We start from the raw sequence: 22,235 nt of genomic DNA, 5'->3' as shown, positions 1-22,235 counted from the left end.
TTCAATGAGTAAGGTGACATATCCCATGCTATCCGCTCGTTCCATCACCACCGGTATTGCCCGTCGTGATTTATTGCGCATTTTGATTGCAGTTGCGTTAAGTGGCAATGCTTATGGCGTGTTTGCCAGTGATGATATTCAGTTTAATACCGATGTTTTGGATACTAAGGATCGTGCCAATTTTGACCTGAGCCAATTTTCCCAACGCGGCTTTATCATGCCGGGGAATTATAACTTATTGGTTAATATGAATAAGCAGGAGATAGGCGAGCTACCGATAGTGTTTTACGCCGCCGAAAACGATCCTAAAAAAAGTGAAGCGTGCTTATCACCTGAGTTGGTTAAGTTGATGGCGCTGAAAGAAGACAGTGTCAAGAAACTAACGTGGTGGCGTGACGGGGAATGTTTGGATACGAGCAGCTTGCCCGGTTTGACCGTGCAGGGTGATTTGGCGACGTCATCACTTTATCTGAGTGTGCCGCAAGCGTGGTTGGAGTATAGCGAGCCAGACTGGGATCCACCTTCACGCTGGGAAGAGGGGATCCCTGGGCTGCTTTTCGATTACAACCTGTTAGGGCAATTGAACCGTCAAGAGACGAACAATACCAGTAACAACAGTTTAAGTGGTAACGGGACGACCGGAGCCAACTTAGGTGCTTGGCGATTGCGTGCGGATTGGCAGACTCGAGTTGATCAGGTTTCAGGTTCGCCGACCGAACGTCAATGGGATTGGAGTCGCTATTACGCCTACCGCGCGATACCGAATTTAGGCGCGAAGCTGACTTTAGGGGAAGACTTTTTAAATTCCGCTATTTTTGACAGCTTCCGTTTTAGCGGTGCAAGTCTGGTGACGGATGACAATATGTTACCGCCGAATCTGCGTGGTTATGCACCAGAGATTTCCGGGGTTGCTCGGACTAACGCGCGAGTGATTGTTAGCCAGCAAGGGCGAGTGTTGAGTGAAACATTGGTGGCGGCCGGGCCTTTTCGAATTCAAAACTTGAACAGTTTTGTTTCCGGGACACTGGATGTCCGAGTGGAAGAACTTGATGGGCAAGTACAACAATTTCAAGTGAATACTGCCAGTATTCCTTACCTGACCCGTCCTGGCATGGTGCGTTACAGAATTGCTCTTGGTAAGCCTTCTGATATCGGCCATAGCACGGAAGGACCCGTATTTGGAACTGGGGAATTCTCTTGGGGCATCAATAACGGTTGGTCGTTGTTCGGTGGCGGGATCAGTGGTGAAAACGAATATCAAGCGGCATCCATGGGGATAGGCCGTGACTTGATGGAGCTTGGTGCTGTGTCGGTGGATATGACCCAATCTTGGGCCAATTTGCCAGAGCAAGGCACGGTAAGTGGTGGTTCTTATCGGATTAACTACTCGAAAAACTTCCAAGAGACGGGCAGTCAGGTGACTTTTGCTGGCTATCGCTTCTCTGAACGTAACTTTATGAGCATGAGTGAATATCTCGATGCCCGTTATCGTGGTGATAACGTCGGTGGTAATAAAGAGATGTATACCATCAGCTTCAACCAGCAATTTCGTGATTTGGGGTTGAGTGCATATCTGAACTATAGCCATCAGACGTATTGGGATCGTTCAGCTAATGACCGGTATAACCTGTCACTATCCCGCTATTTCGATATGGGGGAACTGAAAAACGTTAGCGTCACACTGTCTGCCTATCGCAACCGTTATAACGAAAATAATGACGATGGGATGTATTTGTCCTTGTCTATGCCGTTTGGCAATAGCGCCACCATCAGCTATAGCGCGGCGATTAATGGCCGAGAAAACAGCCAACGAGTTGGGTATACCAACAGAATTGATGCCCATAACAGCTACCAAATCAATACCGGTGTCGCACGTAGCGGCGCGTTGGTGAGTGGTAATTACAACCATATGGGGAATAGCGCGGATGTTACCGCTAACGCCAGTTATCAGGAAGGGCAATATTCCTCCGTTGGTGTCGGTATCCAAGGCGGTGCAACGGTGACGGCTGAAGGTGGGGCGCTGCACCGAATGAATACACTCGGCGGTACTCGATTACTGCTGGATACACAAGGTGTGGCTGGCGTACCGGTTCAGGGGTATGGGTCAACAATACGGACCAACCATTTTGGTAAAGCCGTGGTCGGTGATGTGAACAGTTATTACCGCAACCGAGCCAGTATTGATATTGACAACTTGGCTGATGATGTTGAGGCCAGAGGAACGGTTGCACAGGTTACCCTGACTGAAGGGGCCATCGGTTATCGCCGCTTTAATGTGATTTCAGGTGAAAAAGCGATGGCTATGATTCGTATGGTTGATGGCTCATCCCCTCCATTTGGGGCCACCGTATTGAATGAAAATCAGCAAGAGACCGGCATTGTTAACGACGATGGTTCGACTTATCTCAGTGGGATCAAAGCCGGTGAAACGATGTCTGTGAACTGGAATGGACAGGCGCAATGCAGCATCACTCTACCGAAGATGCTTTCTCCTTCGGTGCTGGCGAATTTACTGTTGCCTTGCCAGCCGATAGCGGCGGGGAGTAAGCCTCCAGTATCACAGTAGAACATTTTGGTAAGAGAGCCTGCGGATAACTGCCCGTTTGAGCATTAATGGTGAGCGCTATCGGCAGGTTCTAACACAATTAATTCGAAGGGAAAGGTAATGAAATTGACTAGCAAACTGCGTATCACCACCGTTTTGGTGACGGCACTTATGGCACAGCAAGCCACGGCAGCGATCGCTTTGGACAGAACCCGAGCGATCATTAATGGTGGTGATAAGTCGATCAGCTTGAATATCAGCAACCAGAATAAGCAACTGCCTTATCTGGCGCAGGGCTGGATTGAAGATGAGCAGGGTAACAAAATTAATACGCCATTGACGGTGGTCCCACCGGTTCAGCGTGTTGAGCCAGGTGCACTTAGCCAGTTAAAAATACAAACACTGCCGGTGGTAAGTCAGTTGGCGCAAGACCGGGAAACACTGTTCTATTTTAACCTGCGTGAAATTCCACCACGGTCGGACAAACCCAATACTTTACAAATTGCGCTGCAAACACGCATCAAACTTTTTTATCGTCCCGCCAGCATCGTGCCACAAAAGGCTGATATGTCGACACCTTGGCAGGAAAAATTAAAGCTGACACGTCAGGGTGATCGTTATCAGGTTAATAACCCGACGCCATATTACGTCACGCTGGTGGATGCCAGTGAGAGCAAAACCGGGAAAACCGCTGCGGGCTTCAAACCACTGATGATTGCTCCAAAGTCACAAGGCATGTTGGAAGTGAGTGCAGCAGCATTGGGCAGCAAACCCGTGTTGACGTATGTCAATGATTTCGGTGGCCGTCCAAAACTGATCTTTGGTTGTACGGGTAGCACTTGTTCTGTGGTTGAAAGCGTCAAATAGCAACAGCTTTCGTGGGGTCATAATAGCAATAAGGAATATGGGATGGCTGTTGTTTGTAAGGGAATAGTTACCCGGCTGACCCCGATGGTCATGAAAGCCATGATTGGGATGACGGCCATCGTAGGAACGACGACATTATTTAGCAGCCCAGTTTGGGCATTAAATAAGACGGCGACGGTGACGGTCTCGGTCAATATTTTTGCAGCGCCACCTTGCGTCATTAACAGCAATAACAACATTAACGTCGACTTTGGTGATGACCTCCTGACGTCAAATATTGATGGTATTCAGTATATGAAGCCAGTGACCTACACCTTGGACTGTACTGCGGCGGCAACCAATGCGCTGAAAATGAGCATCAAGGGCAATGGGGCGAGTTTTGATACCGCCGTTCTGAGAACCAGTAATGCGAATCTGGGGATCAAATTGATGCGAAGTGGTCAGGAATTGCCGCTGAATAGCGAATTTAATTTTACCTACCCGGCTGTCCCTGTATTACAGGCAGTACCGGTTAAGCAGATAAATTCGACGTTAAGCACAGGATATTTTTCCGGCACAGCGACCTTGGTTGTGGAGTACCAGTAATGAATATGAATTCACTCACTTCGTGCTGTACCGTCGCTATGTTTTTGGCCTTCAGCTGCTCGTTAGCACATGCGGACAATATGCAGTTTTCCGGCACATTAATTAACCCGCCGCCTTGTGTCATCAGCGGTGGAAATACCATTGATGTGCCCTTTGGTGAAAATCTGGGGGTGAAGAAAATTGATGGAATTAATTATACCCAGACCGTGCCTTACAGTGTGACGTGCGAAGCGGTAAGCAGCAGCTTGGAATTAGGTCTGACGATAGTGAGTGCATCTGTTACCACATTTGATCTCTCTGCAATACAAACCAATATCCCCGATCTGGGCATTCGTATACTGAGAAATGGTGCCCCTTTCACACTGAATACACGGATTGCTTATGACAAAAATAATCCGCCGACGCTTCAGGCAGTTCCTGTCCAAGCGACGGGCGCGACATTAAGTGAAGGGAGTTTTGAGGCTACCGCTACGTTATTAGTGGATTACCAATAGGATAACATAATGGCTAATTTAAATCTGCTGACACGCCATGGACGTTATATTTTAAGCGCATTGGTTCTGCATATTATTGGGACCCTGCCAGTATCCGCGGTAGACAATATGCGTTTTCATGGTGCATTAGTCGCTGAACCTTGCACGATTCGCCCAGGTGATGAAGCCATTAGTTTGAACTTTGGTACAGTGGTCGATAAATATCTTTATTCGAATCAACGAACTTTAGGCAAACAGTTTCAAATACATTTGGTTGATTGTGACGTCAGTTTAGGGACGACAGCTAATATCATATTCACGGGTAATGATAACGCTAATTTGCCGGGGTTATTAGCCGTCGATGGTAATGATGTTGGTATCGGTATTGGTCTTGAAACATTGGCCGGTAAGCCTTTGCTATTAAATCAATCCAGTGACGATATTGGGCTGACTGTGGGTAATAATATTATCACCTTAAAAGCCTATGTGCGGGGTGAACCTCAAGCAATAACTCAACGCACAATTAAACGCGGTGAGTTCAGTGCAGTCGCCACTTTTAACCTGCAATATTATTAATATGCGGCAGATTGATACTATTAATATATGGACATAAACCATGGAACTTAAACAAATAGAGCAGCCGGCTATACGGTTAAGTCATCTTTTTGGTGGGTTAATCGCTTGCGGGTTATTCTTATTGCCGCTTTATAGCCAGGCCAGTGCTTGGGTTTCGACACAGACGCGAGTAGGGACTCAATATCAAGGAACTTTTTCGTGGCCGAGCGAAGAATTAACCGGGGTACTGTGTAATTCCACATCTTGTTCTGTCGCAATATGTCACTATTCAAGTGATATTGATGAATTGTGCGCGAACCCCTCTTATGCCTCAACGCGTGTCATTGTTTCTCGTGGCGCAACCGCCCAAGATATGCGAACGGCATTTATTGCTCAAAATGGCACCTCCGGTAGTTGGGCAACGACAACCACAAACCAATTGCGCGCGGCGGGCACTTGCTTTGGTGTCATGTATTGGCAAGGCAGTAATGATATTAACTTTACCGGTCAATCCATCCCAGGCTCTTATTGTGGTGCAGTTCCACCCACACCAGAAACTTGTGATATTACGGGTGATGTCTATATCAATTATGGTTCGCTTAACCAGCAAACTGTTGATGGTGCAATAAAAAGTGAACCATTAATCATCAACTGCACTGCCACAACATCGCTGAAGTTGACTTTGGTAGGGGGCAAAAGCATCCCTATGGGACAAAATGGCAATCTCACATCGACATTAAAAGTTTCTGGGCAAGATTTATCCAATGGTGTGACAGTCACGGGTAATGTCGGGAATACCTCTTTCTTGATTGAATCAACACTTCACGCGGCAGCATTACCTGATGCTGGTACGTTTAGTGGCAGTGGAGTTGTGATTATGTCGTATCTTTAAACTCAGATATATATGCACTCACCGGTTGAGTGCATAATTATTATGAATATAAAATAGCGTTTTAGTTTTATTATTTTTATATTCATAAAGCGAGGTTTGTTTACTGTTATTTAAATATGGCAGCGAACCCTCGTGGCATTTATTTATGTATTAATTTTAGAATAAATAAATGTTATTTTTGCTGTAATTATCTTTGTTAATGTAGTATAAATTCTCTGCGTTGGATTAATTGAGTATCAGGGTTTACCTAATATTCAAAACGCATACTTCAATGGGCTATTAAATAATAGGCTATAAATTTTTATTCTCTTTTAAAGGGTTTCTCATGAAAAAAATGAACATGGCTGATGCCAATACAATCGTTGGCGGTACTGGTCAAACTTGTAAAGATACTTATGAGTGGCTGACTGGTAGCACCACATTGACTTGCCAAGCTATTACTACTTGTACTGACAAGCACGGTAAAGTTGTTAGCCGCACTGCTGCACCAACTAGCGTAGCAAATTGCCGTTAAGATATACCCGCCTTATTTCAAGCTGCATGTACGTTGGCTACGCTTAATAATCCGAATCACTTACCACAGTAAGTTCATCGGAATTATCTAGCTTGTCGCTTTCCTGCAACTCGATTTATTTTGGGCATGGCAAATTAAGCCTTCGTTAATTTTATTAATGTTTAACGATACCCTACAGGCAAGTACGGGGTGAGTTGCTGTGCTTGCCTGATTTATTTTTTTATTATGTCACCGATGCTTAAATTCAAGAATTTTCGCATTAGATGAATGTTAAAGATGTTATTTCTCGGACATAACGGTGATTTGACCCTGTTTATGTCTTACCTGAACCCTGATTGTGAATACAACTTACTATGTCTATAAATAATGGGGCTGCCCAAAAAGGTCTGTTTAGAAGTAAGGGATTCTTCATAGGCTACACACTGTTAGTTATTATTATTTCTTCATTGATAACAACGGCCTGTTTCCATTATTTCGTGCTCAATCAGGATCCGCAGGAAAGCCTGTTTTCTATTAGTAGTAGTGAAATCGAAAATAGCCCGATTAAAGATGATAAAAGCATCATCGAAATCTTCTCTTATGGCTGCCATTACTGTGCCATTAACGAAGATAATGTCGCCCAATTAGAACGTCGCATGCCAGAAGGTACTCGTTTTGTTCGCCTGCATATCAGCAGTGATAAGACGACCGGTTTGGGGCGTTTTGCACCGATGTTTGCCACCTTATCTGTGATGGGTATTGAATCTCAGCATCGGGCGAGCGCCTACAAAGCGGTACTCGAAGACAACATCGATTTTAGCGATAACAGCAAGCTTGAAGCTTGGCTGATAGCCAATGGCATTGATGTCGCTAAATACCAGCAAGTTAGTCAGTCAGCGCAGGTTAAAGAACTGATTGCTTATATGACTGCGGTGACCGCCCATTACAACGTTGATGCGACGCCAACCTTTATTGTCGGCAAAAAATGGATAGCGTTACAGGATCGTGAATTCCCTGCGTTCTCGGATCACCTCTTGTCATTACTCGAGCACGACAAGGCGCTGGAGAAATAATGAGACTGTTAGCCGTATGGGGTTATTTCGCCTGGAGAAACCAGTTGGATAAGTTGGCTTTCAGTGGGCAGGTATTTGCCCGCTTGCAGGCCAAACTGGCTATCGGGATATTACGGCACGGTGATTATCGCTTTTTACTGATGCTCGGTGCTTTGCGCCGGGCTTTCGGTTTGTCGTCACGCCAGCAGAAGAATCTGGCTCTGGTGGCCGAGGCCAATAGCCAGTGCTTGTTGAACGGTCAGAAAAGCCCATCGGCACGGAACTTTATCCGTACCGCCCAGCGCCGTCAGATATTGGAATTAGCCGCGACTTTTGGACAAAATCGGCGTGTTTTAGCGCAATTGGCTGCATGCACCGAGCAATTAGACAGTCACGTTAAAGCACTGCACGAGGCCGGTTCGCCAGTTATTTTGGCACCGTTACATATGGTCTCTGATGTGCTTGCAGGGATGGTGGGCGCAGGCGCGTATCCCGGCCAGGCGACGGTGGTGGTCTCTGCTAGCGCAGAAGCTTATGAAGAGCAGGCTCGGCAAATGGGTGGGGTGAATATCTCTTATTGCTCTATTCATGCAGATAGCCGTGCCATTGCTGGCAACCTGATGGATGCCATTATGGAAGCCGCAGAGCATAAGCGAAATATTATGATTTTTCCGGATATTACGCCGGATTACACCATCAATAACCAGACGACAGAAACGGCAAAAATGCCCTGTCATCTGTTCAGTCGTCCGGCCAATTTACACAGTGGCATTATCCGTCTTGCCAGAGCACTTTCAGCGCAAGTGGTTTTTTATTATCTGTATTACGACAAAGGAATAAAAATCCATATTTATCCATCGCTTAATGCTCGGGAAGTGAAAAAAAGACTCCCTGAATTGATTGAAATATCAATGACGCAGCACCCACAAGACTGGCTGTTATGGCACTCACATTCATTGTTTTTTATTAATGAATAATGTCACTTACGAAGAATAGTAGAAAATGGAAAAGATAATCCCAACGCTCGTTTTTCAAAGCGAAACCAATGAATGTGGATTGGCCTGTATTTCGATGCTGGCACAGACCCAAGGCATCAATGCCCCGCTGGAAAGCTTGCGTGAGCGTTATCCTGCCTCAGGGCATGGCACATCTCTGGCCACGCTTTGTACTATTTTATCTGAGCTGGCCATACCGGCTTACCCAGTGGTGTTTGAACATCAAGAGCTGTCGGCTTTACCGCTGCCGGCTATCTTGCATTATGGTGCCAACCATTATGTGCTGCTTGCTTATCGCCAAGGCAACTATGTCTGCGTCATGAACCCCGCGATTGGGCAGCAACTGCTACCCATGGATGCTTTAAAAGCAGAAATCAGCGGTTATGCGTTAGTACTGGATCCTGACACGCCAGCAGACTCAGACGCGGTGAAAAAAATCGAACACAGTAAACGACTCAGTGCGCTCGACTGCATGAGCTTGAAGGAGACGGCGAATATCCGAGGGATCTACTGGCTGATGACGCTGGCATTTTTGATCTCCCTGACGCTGTTTATTATGCCGACGATGGTCAGTAGCGCCATTAATGACGTATTTTCCTCCGCTGGCGATAAAGATTTTCCCTATTTCTATTTTCTCTTAGCCTTTGTGGTTTCGACGTCACTGGCTTTTGCCGTGCGATATATCACCGAGCGCTATATTAAACATTTTGTGGTGCTGAACAGTGTGGCGGGTTTCTCCCGATTACTTAGTCACTCGCTTAACTTCTTTGATAAGCGGGCGCCTGGTGACATCTTCAGTCGGTTCTCAAACTGGCAAATGGCCGCGACACAAAAAATTGAGTTGGATAATGGCCTGCGGACTGACTGGATAATCGGCGCGATTGCATTGGCCGTGATGTGTTATATGAGTCCATTGTTGGCGATGGTATCGGCTATTGGTGTGATGCTGATGGGGCTTATCAGTATTTGGGCCATCTACCGTGACCGCTATTACACCCAGCAGTTACAGGTGAAAGGTGCCGAGCAAAGTGATTTTATTCTGGAAACCATTCAGGGGTTTTCCACCATTAAATCTGCCGGTTTATCCAGCCAACGCCAAGGGGTATTCGCCGGTTTGGCGCTGTCATTATTTACCGCATTACAGAAGAAGAAAATCTACGACCAGGTCAAAAATAGCCTCTATCAGCTCATCGGCAGTTTGGAAATGGTGTTCTTCATGCTGCTGGCGTTGCCATTGTTAAAGCAAGGCACATTGAGTTTGGGCGAGTTTTTTGCCTACAGTTTTGTGCGTGAAATTTTCACCTCTTACATCACCAAAATCTTCTATGCCATTTTGCAGAAGAACCAATTGCACGTAATTGATATTCGCGCGCGCGATTTGTTCCCCGCAGGGCAGTCATCGGCCCCGGAAAAAAGCTCTGCGGTACCCAAAGCACCACCGGAGTTTAACCATCAGTTGGTTTATCAGAATCTTCGCTTTGCCTATGATGCCCGTCAGCCGGTATTACGTGACTTGTCACTGTCTCTGACGCGTGGACAAAGCGTGGCGATTGTCGGTGAGTCCGGTGCTGGAAAAAGTACCTTGCTGAAAGTGATGGCCGGATTGATGCCACCACAGCAAGGGCAAGTGATCGTGGATGGTGAACCGGTGGATTTCCAGCAGGCTCATTCGTTGTTTTTCCTGCAAAGTCAGGAAGATATTCTGTTCAACGCCTCGGTATTACAAAACATCACTTTGTTTGATGGGCATCTAGACGCGAGCAAACGCCAGCGTATTGAACGTTCGCTGCAAGGGCTGCAATTGGCCCATGTCATCGATAAATTGCCCGGTGGTCTCAGTGCGTTGGTACGTGAAAGCCATGCCGCACTCTCTTTAGGGCAGCGCCAGCGGCTACTACTGGCTCGCGCCATGTACAGTGATTGCCCGGTTTTGGTATTGGATGAACCCACCGCCAATCTGGATGAAAATACCGCCCAGCAGGTAATGCAGGCGTTATTGGCCCATTGCCGCGAATACCAAAAAACATTGATCACCGTCACTCACAGTGAAAGCGTGCTGCCGATGTTTGACCGAGTTTTCCGCTTAAATGATGGCCAACTGGTTAGCTGCATTCAACCTGTGGCCTCCGCTCACCTCACTCCTGCGGCGGTTAACTGATGCGTATTAACATGTTGAACAAGAAGCAGCGGCTATCACTCGCCCTATTGGTTATCGTTTTGCTGGCGATTGGCGCACTGGCGGCACTGTTGTTATCGGGCGGTTCGCAAGATACGCCACCGTTAACCGAAACAATTAGTCGTGGTGATATTGAACGCAATGTCATGGCAACCGGCAGTTTAAAGCCCTCATTGCAGGTCAATGTGGGCGCACAGGTCAATGGGCAGTTAACCAAGCTGTATGTCAAACAGGGCGACCGCGTCACTCGTGGTCAGTTGTTGGCTGAAATTGACCCGACCTTGCAGCAAAACGAATTGCGTAAATCAGAGGCTGAATTACAAAGTGCGCAGGCGCAGAAACAGGCGTCGGCGGCATTGTTGCGCCAATATCTGCTTGAGTTTCGTCGTCAACAGACGCTGGCAAAAGAGGGATCTGGTGTAAAAAGTACGCTGGAAAAAGCGCAGGCGCAATATGACAGTCAGTTAGCACAATTGCATGTTAACGACGCTCAAATTGTACAAAGCCAAATGGCACTGGAAACCGCAAAAGCCAATCTGGGCTTTACTCGTATTTTGGCACCGATTGATGGTGAAGTGCTGGGGATCGTCACCAAAGAGGGGCAAACTATTGTTTCCTCACAGACTGCGCCGACCATTCTGGTATTGGCCAATGTCGATACCATGACGGTACAAACACGCATTTCAGAAACCGACATACTCAAAGTCCATGCTGGGCAACCGCTGTGGTTCTATGTGGTAGCTGATCCTGAACGTCGCTACGAAAGCCAGATGGATGCCATTCAGGAAGCGTCCGCAGACAGCTTACGCGAAGAGAGTTCTGGGCAAGCAAACAACCAACAGCCTTCTGCGGTTTATTACAACGGCATATTCAGCATTGCTAACCATGAGCGGCTATTGCGCACATCAATGACGGCACAGGTCTTCATTATTACCGCACAAGCTAAAAATGTGCTGCGCGTGCCATTGTCGGCTCTCGGTGCACCGCAATCTGGTTTAGCACCAAACGCGAATAAACGCTATCAAGTCCAGATTATCAAAGACAAACAGAAGCGGGTGCGCTGGGTCTCTCTGGGGCTGCGCGATGCGCAGTATGCCGAGGTCAAAGAGGGGCTAGAACCAGGTGATCAGGTGGTATTGATGGGCACGCCATCGGGAGTGAGCAATGGACGTTAATACGGTTCATCCCGGTGACATCCACGGTAACCCGTTGATCCAACTCAAGGGGATTTATCGCCATTTCGCTTCCGGTACTGCCTCTGTTGCGGTGCTCAAGAATATCTCACTGTCGATTCATCGCGGTGAAATGGTTGCGATTATTGGTGCTTCCGGCTCGGGTAAATCAACGCTGATGAATATTATTGGTTGCTTAGATAAACCGACGCAGGGGGAGATGTCGATTCATGACATCCCGACGCGTCAGGCCAGCAGCGAGCAACTTGCGCAGTTACGCAGCCAATATATCGGTTTTATTTTTCAACGCTATCACTTGATGCCGTATTTAACAGCGACTGAAAATGTGGTGATCCCCGCGCTTTATACCGCCATGAGTATGGCCGAGCGTCAGGAACGCGCCACTTATCTGCTGCGCCGTTTAGGTCTTGGTCAACATTTGCTACATAAACCGGCACAGCTTTCTGGCGGGCAACAGCAGCGCGTCAGTATTGCCCGCGCGCTGATGAATGGTGCCGGTATTATCTTGGCTGATGAGCCGACCGGTGCGCTAGATAGTGCCAGTGGGCAGGAGCTAATGGGGATTTTGCACGGCCTGCATCAGTCCGGGCACACCATTATTATCGTGACCCATGACCGCAATATCGCCAATCAGGCACAGCGTATTATCGAGATAAGCGACGGTGAAATTATTGCCGATAACAATAATGAAGCCATCGGCGCGGCGGCGGTCAACGCCGCACTGCCCGCCACGGTCGCCACGGGTCGCCCGCACTGGTGGTTGAGTGTTAGAGAGGCTATCAAAATGGCCTGGCGCTCACTACTGGGGCACCGTATTCGTGCTTTTTTATCGATGCTCGGCATTATTATCGGCATCTCCTCGGTGGTGTCCTCAATGGCCGTAGGGGAAGGTGCGCGACAGGAAATTCTCAACGAAATCAGCCAGCTGGGAACCAGTAATCTGGACATTCGCCCTGGGTTGGGTTGGGATAAACCTCGCCCAGACTTTGAACGTGCACTTTCGCAAAGAGATGTCGAGCTGTTAGGCCGCCAACCCTATGTCGATAGTTTGTCACCGGTGGTAAGTAAAATGGTGACGGCAGTACGTGGTGATAAGCAAGTGATGGTGTCGCTCTCTGGGGTTAGCAATGGCTATTTTCAGGTGAAAGGACTGAATTTCACGGCGGGTGAAGATTTTACCCAGCACCATGTGAATGCGCGTGAGCCGGTGGTCATTTTACAACCGGAGCTCAGTGACACACTATTTGCCGCAGGGGAAAACCCAATAGGCGAAATCGTGCAACTCGGTGGCATTCCATTACGCGTCATGGGGGTCGCCAAGCACGGCGGTTCGTCATTCGGCGGATTATTGGCTGCCTGGATGCCATACACCTCTCTGACCGAGCGTATTTCGGGGGATATTCCACTGGAGTCAATAGCGGTGCGGGTGCGTGAAGGTTACAACCTTAATGACGTGCAAAATGATGTCGAAAAGCTACTGGAGCAGGCTCATGGTCAGCGGGACTTTTTTATTCTGAACAATGACCAGATGAGCAAGGCGATTCAGAAAACGTCTGACTCCATGACACTGCTGATCACCTCCATAGCGGCAATTTCTCTGCTGGTGGGGGGGGTAGGTGTGATGAATATTATGTTGGTGTCCGTGACAGAGCGCACCCATGAAATTGGTATTCGTCTATCCGTAGGCGCACGTCCGAGCGACATCATGCTCCAGTTTTTGATTGAGGCTGTGGTCATCTGCACCCTTGGTGGCCTGATTGGTATTGTGGGTTCCGCGCTGGCAGGGGTGATTTTCTCTTCGGTGACTCAGACCTTTACCATGGTTTTCACTTGGCCGCCGTTGGTCTTGGCCTGTAGTTTCTCTGCGCTTATTGGTTTGGGATTTGGCTTTTTCCCTGCACGCAATGCCGCGCGTTTGCATCCAACCGAGGCGCTGGCACGAGAATGATCAAATTAATTAACGCCGGGATAATTATCCTACTACTCACCGGTTGCGGCTCGTTACTGAAAAGTGACTATCAGCGGCCAATGCTGTCAGTACCTGACGAATGGCGAGTTAAAGACAGTGGTAGCGGTTATCTGCACCACAGTGTGCACTGGTGGGAAAATTTCGATGATCCGCAATTGTCTGAAAGCATCAACCGCATGTTGCTCAGTAATAACGATCTGGCTGCCGCCGGATTGAAATTACAACAGGCACGTTTGACGGCGGGGTTAACTAATACCAATTTGCACCCGAGCGTCACCTTAACGGGCACCGGCAGCAATACTCGCTCATTGAATGAAAACACTCAACCACGAGAAAGTTATAGCACCTCATTTGGCTTGAGTTACGAGCTGGATTTGTGGGGCAAACTGGCTCGTGCGCGTGAGCAATCTGCCTGGCTGGTCAATGCCACTGAGCAAGATCGTCAGGAAACCGCACTTTCATTGATTGGCACTACCGCTGATCTCTACTGGCAGATTACTAAATTCAATCAGCAGTTGGGTTACCAACAGGCTGCGTTGGCTATCTCGCAAGACACACTTAATATCGTGCGTTCGCGCTTGGCGGCAGGGGATGCCAGTGAAATAGAACTGTTGCAGGCACAACAGGCATTACTGGATCGTCAAAACCAGTATCACAATCTTGAACAGCAGCGGGAAGCTGCGCGTAATGCCATGGCGCTACTGTTTAATCGCGCGCCGGATTATCGTCAGGCCGAGCGCAAGGCACTGGATTTACAACAACAGGTGCCGATCGCCGAGAGTTTGCCGCTACAGGTGATTGCGCAGCGGCCCGATGTGCAAGCCGCCGAGTGGCGGTTACGTGCTGCATTAGCGGGTTCGGATGTCGCGAAACTGAATTTCTATCCAACACTGTCGTTGGGGGCCTCGCTGGATGCGGGCAGCGCTGTCTTCTCACAATGGTTCAGCAACCCTAGTCGGACGCTGAGTGTTAATAGCGCACTGCCTTTCTTACAGTGGAACACCGTGCAGCTCACTATTGACCAGTCGAAGTTGGATGTGCAATTGGCTGCGGTAAATTTTCGCAGCAAGGTCTATAGCGCGCTTAAAGATGTCGACGACGCGATGACGGCGCGGCTCAGTTATCAGCAACAAAAACAAAATCAGTGGCAAAACCTGCAACTCAGTCAACGCCGACTGAGCCTGACCAATAGCCAATATCAAGCAGGCGCCGTCTCATTTCAGACCTTACTGGATGCGCAGGATGCCCTGCTGACCAGTGAAACCAATTTGCTTGAGCTTCAATATAACTACCTGAACGCGACCATGAAATTGTGGTTGGCTTTGGGCGGGGGTGTTGATAACAGCCGGGACAGTAAAGGAATTAAATCATGACAAATAGCATCAAACAGCGCCGGGTTGTTGTCACCGGTTATGGCAGTGTGACGCCAATGGGCATGACCGCGCAGCAAAGCTGGGCAGCGATTATGGATTACCAATTGGGTTACCGTTATTACGATAAATCCGAACAGGGCATCAAATCGCGATTTTTTGGCCTGTTGGATGCGGAACCTAATCTGAAAGCGGTGCCTGCTGCAATACGCCGCCGCTTGCCGCGCTATGCACGATTAGCGCTGGCCGCAGCACGAGAAGCCATGGCAATGGCATTTGCTGAAAAGTCCCCAGCGGATTACTACGACTTGCTCGATTGCGGCACCATCATCGGCAGTGGTTGGGCAGGTCAGGATGAAACTCATGATAACTATGAAGGTTATTTAGAAACTGGACTGGGCACACCGTTCGGTTGTTTCTTGTCGATGCCGAATGCCGGTACTGCGGCGTGTAGTTTGTATTGGGGATTACGCGGTTATCAGAATTCACCGATCGCTGCTTGTGCCACCGGGACTATTGCCATTGGTGATGCTTTTGAAATCATCCGCAGTGGACGAGCCACAATGATGCTGGCTGGGGCGGGTGAATCACTGCGCAGTGATGCCGCAGTGTGGAATATCGATATTTTGGGAGCGCTGGCGCGTGAGCAAGAAGAGGCGAGTAAAGCCAGTTGCCCATTTAGCTTAGATCGCAACGGGTTTGTGCTGTCTGAAGGGGCGGCAGTGTTGTGTTTGGAAGAGCGGGAAGGCGCTATTGCCCGTGGCGCTCACATTCTTGGCGAGATAAAAGGTTACGGTAACTATTCCGATGCTTTTGATTTCACTGCACCTGCAGAAGATAAAGTGGCGCGCGTGAAAACTATCCAACACGCTTTACAGCAGGCAGGGTTGAGTGCGGATGAAATTGACTACGTTAACCTGCATGGCACCTCAACTCAGCTTAATGATTTGAACGAAACGCAAGCCATTAAGCAGGCATTTGGTGAGGCGGCCTATACCACGCCACTGTCGAGCACCAAATCCTATTCCGGTCATTTGATTGCCGCCGCCGGTAGCTTTGAATCCATTATCTGCTTACAAGCACTGCAACATCAGTTGATGCCTGCGACTTGCAATTTGAAAAATGCGGATCCGCAATGTGACCTTGATTATATCAGTGAAGGGCATCGGTCGGGCGTGCTACGCAACACATTGAACTTGAGTTTCGGTTTTGGTGGGGCGAATGCGGCATTGGTTATTGGGTTGGATTGAACATGAGTTTTAATACAGTTTTTAACTACAACTACAGCCTCAGTGACGCAGAACGTTGGGCGGCGTTTTCTGGCGATTACAACCCGATCCATTTTGATCTCCGGCACGCACAACATCTGGGGCAGGAGCAACTGACTGTCCACGGTATGCGCGCAATGCTGGATATCAAATATCAGCTCAGTACGGCGTTATTAAGCGCCGTACCCGACGCAGATTTTCTGCGTTTTACCGCGCGCTTACGTCAACCGGTATTGTGCCATACGCCGTATCAGTTACAGCTCAGCCAAGTGCCGGGGCAGGTAAGTGGCAATTTGAAGAGCAGTGGAAATGGCGAAAATTGCTTTAACAGCAAGCTGCGTAGTGCGCCCACGCTAGTACAGACTGACAATGAACCATGGGCCACATTATCTGCCGATGACGTTTATCAACTCAGTCAGCAATTTCCGGGTGACGTATCGCAACCCGCTGAGTGTTGGGGTTTTTTCGATGCGTTATTGTTTAAATTGTTGGTTGCAGCGCCAGAAACACTGGCTATGGCCAAACAGGTATTACCGGGCATTCAGGCAGAGACATTGATTGATATCTTTAAGTCTGTGCCGGTTATTCAGACTCACCATGATGTGCATTTCAGTACTGATTTACTGCGTATCAACCACCCACAACTATTTGTCCGCAGCGCACTGCACTATGCCATCGAGCCGACACTGATTGTCGGTAATTCAGATGATGGCTGGGTACTGCGCTCGGCTATTCAGGCCCGAACTGATATCGGGCCATTAATGACCACCGCTGTAACATTAAAAACGTGGCCGTTAGCCGCGCATTAAAAAGGATAAGACCATGGAAAAGTATCAACACGTTTATGACACCGTATGTGAAATGTTGTGTGACGCCAAAGACTTGGAGATGTCTGAGCTGTCACCTGAAATGCCACTGCATCAGTTAAAACTCGACAGCCTGGATTATGTTGAGTTGATGGTGCTAGCAAAGCGTGAATTCGGCGCAACATTAAACGCTGAGATGTTTATGGACAGCCCGGATATGACATTAGGCGAGCTTTGTCAGAAGCTGGCCGAGCAGAAGAAGTAATATTATGAGCAGGCAATGGGTGTTAATTACGGGGGGAAGCCGTGGCATTGGCCGCGCCTTGGTTGAAGAGCTAGCCAAAGAGTGGGATGTTGTTTTTACTTGGCGTCATGGTGAACAACAGAGCCACGATGTTATCGATAGCTGCGAAGAGTTGTCCGGTCGAGTGACCAGCTATCGCTGCGATGGCAGTAATGAAGCTGATGTTGATGTGTTGGCCCCACAATTGTTAGAAAAATATGGCCCGCCTGGTGCCGTTATCCATAATGCTGGCATTACAGGAGATGGCTTACACATTCAGCAGAATGGTGATAACTGGCGTAACGTCATAGATACCAATCTGAATGCTATTTTTTACTGGAATAAGCACCTCTTGCCACCAATGATGATGCAAGGTGAGGGCGCGGTGTTACTGATGTCTTCAGTCACTGCCATCAAGGGGAATATCGGGCAGAGTGCATATGGTGCCAGTAAAGCCGCGATGATTGGTTTGGGCCGCTCATTGGCGCTGGAGATGGGCCGCTTTGGTATCCGGGTAAACTGTTTGCTGCCGGGGATCATTGATAGCGACATGACACGCAATATGCCGACTGAAGCCTTAAAAGGATTACGCAAGCAAATCCCGTTACGACGTTTAGGTGACGCGCAAGAAGTCGCTCGTGTCAGTGCTTTTATGATAGGCAATGATAGTCGTTATATGACCGGGCAGGCGTTAGTGTTGGATGGCGGATTAACGGCTTAAACCCAAATTACTTGAAGCTACAGGGGTGTTAGCGACTCTCATGCACTCGAATCACTGACTTGGGTCAGCTCATCGGGATGAACTCGTTTGCTGCCTACCTGTAGCTCCAATTACTTTGGGTTGTACTTTTATTACTTGAAGCTACAGGGGGTTAGCGACTCTCATGCACCCGAATCACTGACCTGAGTCAGCTCATCGGGATGAACTCGTTTGCTGCCTACCTGTAGCTCCAATGGTTTTAAGATAAAAATAGTGGGTGATTAATGGAGGCTTATTCGGAAATATTCCACTTATGCGCTAAGGTGGATTTTGTCTCACCACTCAGCCATTGGTTGACTTCACTAAGAAGCGGCTGATTATCTTTCGCCATCATATACACTTTGTAGCTGCCGGTACCGGGGAGTATTTCGGGCGTCGCAACACAAAATACGCCCGGTTCTTTGCTCTGGTAATAATCCCCTTCGATCAAATCAGTGAACATAATATCGGCACTTTGATCTCGCACACCCTGTAAATTGGCAACATTATCTTTGGTGCGGATAATTTGTGCTTTCTTGATGTTGGCATCGACGAAAGATTGGTTGGTCCCCCCCGGATTCACAATCACTTTTACCGCTTCATTATCGATAGCGTCTAGTGTCGGGAATTTTTTAGCGTGCTGGCAGTTGGCTAATGCAATTTTACCGTTTTTAACTACTGGGTTAGATAAGGCAAATTGTGCCGCGCGGCCAGGTGTTTCTGTGACACCGCCCATAGCAATATCAAATTTATCTGCTGCTAGATCCTCAGAAAGTGTTGGCCAGCTGCTTGGCACAAAATTCACTTTTAGTTGCAAACTCTCGCCGAGGGATTTTGCCATATCAATATCGTAACCGACCAACTGTCCCTGCTTATCGTGAAATGCCAGAGGCGCGTAATCACCAGGAACACCAATACGCAGTTCCCCGCTTTGTTGTATCTCCTGCCAGCTTTTTGCCAAGGTTTGTTGGCTGCTGAGTAATGCCACGATCATGATGCCCAGAGAGATAATCTTCATTTTTATTCCTATTATTTTTATAAAAGCGTTTGTAGGGGCTTAGGGAGGGAATGGCCTCCCTTTTATAAATTGATGACACGAGATAATGACGGTTACACCCAACCGTTAGCACGGAACATTTTCAATACAGTGACAAACGCCACCATCTCTTCAGGTGTCCCTAATGTCAGGCGGTTCCAACCAACAGCGGGTGGGAATTCACGACCAACAAATACATGATATTGCTTCATACGTTGTTGATAAGTTTTGACATCGCCAGGTATTTGGTGAAAGACGAAGTTTGCCTGTGAGGGCAGATAAGCCAATTTTAATTGGTCCAGTGCCTTAGTGACTATGCGGCGTGCCTGATCAGTAGACTGACGGCTTTGTTGTACAAACTGTTTATCCTGCAAGGAGGCTAATGCTGCAACGGCTCCTGCGGTATTGGTATTATCCAGTGAGACAAAGTTTTCTACTGCCGCAATCAGTTGCGAGTGCGCAATACCATACCCAATTCTTAGACCCGCCAGCGCAAATATTTTAGAGAATGTCCGGGTTACCAATAGATTCTTGTGGCCCGCCTGGACTAACTCAATGGCACTGTGAAACGCCGGATCATTCACAAACTCTGCATAGGCTTCATCAATAATAAACAGTGTTTCTGGTGTGGCATTTTTAACCCAATCATCAATAAGGTTTGATGGTGTGATGGTAGCGGTCGGATTATTAGGATTACACAGATAGACAATCGAGCGGCCATTGAAGTCGGCGACTTTCTTCTGCATTGCTGGCAGGTCGAATGCCATTTCTTGAGTTAAAACGACTTTTTCTATCGGGATACCAAAAGGCTTGGCATATAGCTCGGCATAGTTAAACGTTGGGTCCGGTACCACGAGTTGAATCGGCGTATTATCTTGTTCAGCCTGACGAATAACAGCCTGAATTACCGCCTGAATAGTCTCTGAAGAGCCATTTCCTAAAGAAATATTCTCGTCTTTGAGTTGGTATTCAGTGGCAATATTGGTAATCAATTTTTCGCGAGCAGCATCTGGATAACGGAATGCAGTGGGGAGGGCATCAATAATCGCCTGATGTGCTTTAGGCGACATTCCCAGCGAATTTTCATTAAAATTAAGTAATAGTGGGTGCTGTTCGCTGGGTATCAGTATTTGCGGCGGTGTTTTAGTATTTTTTGCCTGAGCGCTAGGAATAAAGCTACCTAACGTTAATCCACCCAGTAATAAACCTGATGATTTTAAAAGTGTACGACGATCCATGCTTATTTTCCTTAGGTAATCTCTGTTACATTTCGTTATAAGTAAGGGGGAGAATAGCCCGAGGTCTTATTTTTAGGCAATGTATTTTATCGTAAACTCATTTTTTACCAGTCACTTACAAGAATAATCCTATCAATTCTAAATTAAGTAAGACAAACGTTGGCTAATCATTCTGAATATGAGCGATGAGGGGATGATATCAGCAGGAAGGATATCCGCAGATAAATGACACTGCGGATATTTTTTAATATTAATGCTCGTTACTGATGTGGAATATATTCTCCGGTCAGGCTTTCCAAGAAGGCGACGATATCTTTAACATCCTGTGGTGGCAGTTGGGTTCCCACTTGATATTTCAACATCATCTCCACTGCTTGAGTCAGATCTTCGGCCTGAGCATCGTGGAAGTAAGGTGCTGTCTGTGCAATATTGCGCAAACCCGGCGTTTTAAAACGGTGCATATCGCGAGGATCTTGGGTGACATTAAAGCGCCCATGATCATCGGCAGTCAGCTCTCTTGGTCGATCAGCGAAGTAATTGCCTTTTAATCCCATTAAATCATAAGACTGCCCACCCAGATTTTTACCCACGTGGCAGGTATCACATTTGTTTTGCTGGAATAATGCCAGACCGTTTTTCTGGCTGGCCGTTAAGGCAGTCGCATCCCCTTTTAAATAGCGGTCAAAAGGACTATTTGGGGTCGTCAGTGTTTTCTCAAATTCGGCAATAGCGTCAGTAATGGTTTGTTCGGAATAACCTTGCGGATAAACTTGAACAAATTCCTGAGTTAACTGCGGATCCTGTTGCAGTTTATGAATGATGTCATCCCATGAGGCCGATGCCATTTCTACTGGGTTAAGCGGAGGTCCACCCGCTTGCTGTTGTAAATCAACGGCACGACCATCCCAGAATTGATTAACATTGAACACAGCATTGAAGACTGTCGGCGCGTTAATGCCACCTTTTTGGCCGTCAACCCCTGTCGATGTTGCCAGATTATCGACCCCACCTTTCGTGAGTAAGTGGCAGCTGGCACAAGAGATAGAGTTATCGCTGGATAGTCTTGGGTCGTGGAATAGACGCGATCCTAATGCCACTTTTTTACTGTCTACCGGCAGGGCATCAGGGAGAGGTTGCAGCGTCAGATGCTGCATATCACTACTGCTGTTGGACGGGAAATGCTCTGCCCGTTGTGATTTTACCCAATCAAGTATTTGATTGCGTTCATCAGCATTGATGCCGGAAGACCAATGCAAAACTTCGAAGCGTTGTGGTGGCATTTGTTCCCGGGCAATTGCCGATTCAATTTTCGCCAAATCAGCTTCCGGTACAGCACGATTTTCTTTAATGGCCGATAAAGTCGGTTCCAATGAGAAATATTGGCTGCCTTGCTGAATATCGTAATCCATTAATTGTTTCACGCCCGGAATAACGGCATAAAACGGGAGAGACGCGCTGCTGGTATGGCAATAATCGCACCCCTTTTGGTAAAACAGATTACTGATTTGTTGACTCGTGAATTTTGTGTTGCTTACTGAGGATGCAGCATTGTTATTTAATGGTTTCTCCTCACTGATTAATGCCTTACTGCGCGCGTTATCGGTCATGTAGATATAACCTGCTACGGCCAGATAACCTGCAACTATGAGTATACCTCCGCCAATTAGCCATTTTCTTATCACAGCAGCACTCCTTTGTTG

General features: G+C 47.7%; 20 protein-coding genes. 17 read left to right on the top strand and 3 right to left on the bottom strand.

Annotated features, from left to right (window positions below; genetic code table 11):
* Positions 1 to 25 precede the first annotated feature (25 nt).
* The 17 genes from HUZ92_RS05455 to HUZ92_RS05375 all read left to right on the top strand — a co-directional run bounded on the left by HUZ92_RS05455 (position 26) and on the right by HUZ92_RS05375 (position 18,243).
* The gene (locus HUZ92_RS05455) at positions 26 to 2,566 is read left to right on the top strand and encodes an outer membrane usher protein (protein ID WP_050100330.1); all 2,541 of its coding nucleotides are present in this window, start codon (positions 26 to 28) and stop codon (positions 2,564 to 2,566) included.
* 99 nt (positions 2,567 to 2,665) lie between these two features.
* Complete coding sequence (locus HUZ92_RS05450; RefSeq protein ID WP_174846795.1) at positions 2,666 to 3,412, top strand: fimbria/pilus periplasmic chaperone; 747 nt, start codon at positions 2,666 to 2,668, stop codon at positions 3,410 to 3,412.
* A 42-nt stretch (positions 3,413 to 3,454) separates the two neighbouring features.
* The gene (locus HUZ92_RS05445; RefSeq protein WP_145580058.1) at positions 3,455 to 3,997 is read left to right on the top strand and encodes a fimbrial protein; all 543 of its coding nucleotides are present in this window, start codon (positions 3,455 to 3,457) and stop codon (positions 3,995 to 3,997) included.
* Complete coding sequence (locus tag HUZ92_RS05440; RefSeq protein WP_050100325.1) at positions 3,997 to 4,491, top strand: fimbrial protein; 495 nt, start codon at positions 3,997 to 3,999, stop codon at positions 4,489 to 4,491. The genes HUZ92_RS05445 and HUZ92_RS05440 overlap by 1 nt, the downstream gene beginning before the upstream one ends.
* A gap of 9 nt (positions 4,492 to 4,500) precedes the next feature.
* Complete coding sequence (locus tag HUZ92_RS05435) at positions 4,501 to 5,046, top strand: fimbrial protein (RefSeq protein ID WP_050100323.1); 546 nt, start codon at positions 4,501 to 4,503, stop codon at positions 5,044 to 5,046.
* 40 nt (positions 5,047 to 5,086) lie between these two features.
* The gene (locus HUZ92_RS05430; RefSeq protein WP_145580059.1) at positions 5,087 to 5,917 is read left to right on the top strand and encodes an MrpH family fimbial adhesin; all 831 of its coding nucleotides are present in this window, start codon (positions 5,087 to 5,089) and stop codon (positions 5,915 to 5,917) included.
* 325 nt (positions 5,918 to 6,242) lie between these two features.
* Complete coding sequence (locus tag HUZ92_RS05425) at positions 6,243 to 6,431, top strand: DUF4762 family protein (protein ID WP_050100319.1); 189 nt, start codon at positions 6,243 to 6,245, stop codon at positions 6,429 to 6,431.
* Between the two features lie 353 nt (positions 6,432 to 6,784).
* Complete coding sequence (locus HUZ92_RS05420; protein ID WP_080985795.1) at positions 6,785 to 7,483, top strand: DsbA family protein; 699 nt, start codon at positions 6,785 to 6,787, stop codon at positions 7,481 to 7,483.
* Positions 7,483 to 8,439, top strand: a complete 957-nt coding sequence (locus HUZ92_RS05415; protein ID WP_050100317.1) for a lysophospholipid acyltransferase family protein — start codon at positions 7,483 to 7,485, stop codon at positions 8,437 to 8,439. Before HUZ92_RS05420 ends, HUZ92_RS05415 begins: the two co-directional genes overlap by 1 nt.
* A 25-nt stretch (positions 8,440 to 8,464) precedes the next feature.
* Positions 8,465 to 10,615, top strand: a complete 2,151-nt coding sequence (locus HUZ92_RS05410) for a peptidase domain-containing ABC transporter (protein WP_145580060.1) — start codon at positions 8,465 to 8,467, stop codon at positions 10,613 to 10,615.
* Positions 10,615 to 11,808: an efflux RND transporter periplasmic adaptor subunit gene (locus tag HUZ92_RS05405; protein ID WP_050140510.1), complete on the top strand. Its 1,194-nt coding sequence runs from the start codon at positions 10,615 to 10,617 to the stop codon at positions 11,806 to 11,808. Before HUZ92_RS05410 ends, HUZ92_RS05405 begins: the two co-directional genes overlap by 1 nt.
* Entirely contained in the window at positions 11,798 to 13,774 is a 1,977-nt protein-coding gene (locus HUZ92_RS05400; RefSeq protein ID WP_145580061.1) for an ABC transporter permease, read from the top strand. The genes HUZ92_RS05405 and HUZ92_RS05400 overlap by 11 nt, the downstream gene beginning before the upstream one ends.
* Entirely contained in the window at positions 13,771 to 15,168 is a 1,398-nt protein-coding gene (locus HUZ92_RS05395) for an efflux transporter outer membrane subunit (protein WP_145580062.1), read from the top strand. The genes HUZ92_RS05400 and HUZ92_RS05395 overlap by 4 nt, the downstream gene beginning before the upstream one ends.
* A complete protein-coding gene (locus HUZ92_RS05390) occupies positions 15,165 to 16,415 on the top strand; it encodes a beta-ketoacyl-[acyl-carrier-protein] synthase family protein (protein WP_050100313.1) in 1,251 nt (416 codons plus the stop codon). Before HUZ92_RS05395 ends, HUZ92_RS05390 begins: the two co-directional genes overlap by 4 nt.
* Positions 16,416 to 16,417: 2 nt before the next feature.
* Complete coding sequence (locus HUZ92_RS05385; protein WP_050100312.1) at positions 16,418 to 17,242, top strand: hotdog family protein; 825 nt, start codon at positions 16,418 to 16,420, stop codon at positions 17,240 to 17,242.
* A 13-nt stretch (positions 17,243 to 17,255) separates the two neighbouring features.
* Positions 17,256 to 17,504, top strand: coding sequence for an acyl carrier protein (locus HUZ92_RS05380; protein ID WP_050100310.1), 249 nt, complete (start codon positions 17,256 to 17,258; stop codon positions 17,502 to 17,504).
* 4 nt (positions 17,505 to 17,508) lie between these two features.
* Positions 17,509 to 18,243: an SDR family NAD(P)-dependent oxidoreductase gene (locus HUZ92_RS05375; RefSeq protein WP_050140517.1), complete on the top strand. Its 735-nt coding sequence runs from the start codon at positions 17,509 to 17,511 to the stop codon at positions 18,241 to 18,243.
* Positions 18,244 to 18,514: 271 nt separating this feature from the next.
* Here HUZ92_RS05375 and HUZ92_RS05370 read toward each other — a convergent pair whose 3' ends face one another.
* The 3 genes from HUZ92_RS05370 to HUZ92_RS05360 all read right to left on the bottom strand — a co-directional run bounded on the left by HUZ92_RS05370 (position 18,515) and on the right by HUZ92_RS05360 (position 22,217).
* Positions 18,515 to 19,279 carry a transporter substrate-binding domain-containing protein gene (locus HUZ92_RS05370; protein WP_050100306.1) on the bottom strand — a complete coding sequence of 255 codons (765 nt, stop codon included), beginning with the start codon at positions 19,277 to 19,279 and terminating at the stop codon, positions 18,515 to 18,517.
* A gap of 92 nt (positions 19,280 to 19,371) precedes the next feature.
* Complete coding sequence (locus HUZ92_RS05365; protein ID WP_050140521.1) at positions 19,372 to 20,535, bottom strand: pyridoxal phosphate-dependent aminotransferase; 1,164 nt, start codon at positions 20,533 to 20,535, stop codon at positions 19,372 to 19,374.
* A gap of 260 nt (positions 20,536 to 20,795) precedes the next feature.
* Positions 20,796 to 22,217: a cytochrome c peroxidase gene (locus tag HUZ92_RS05360; RefSeq protein WP_050100303.1), complete on the bottom strand. Its 1,422-nt coding sequence runs from the start codon at positions 22,215 to 22,217 to the stop codon at positions 20,796 to 20,798.
* Positions 22,218 to 22,235 lie beyond the last annotated feature (18 nt).

The organism is Yersinia vastinensis (genome assembly GCF_902726565.1).
Classification (GTDB): Bacteria; Pseudomonadota; Gammaproteobacteria; order Enterobacterales; family Enterobacteriaceae; genus Yersinia; species Yersinia vastinensis.
The sequence above is the reverse complement of the archived record's forward strand: the minus strand, read 5'-3'. Positions and strand labels throughout refer to the sequence as shown.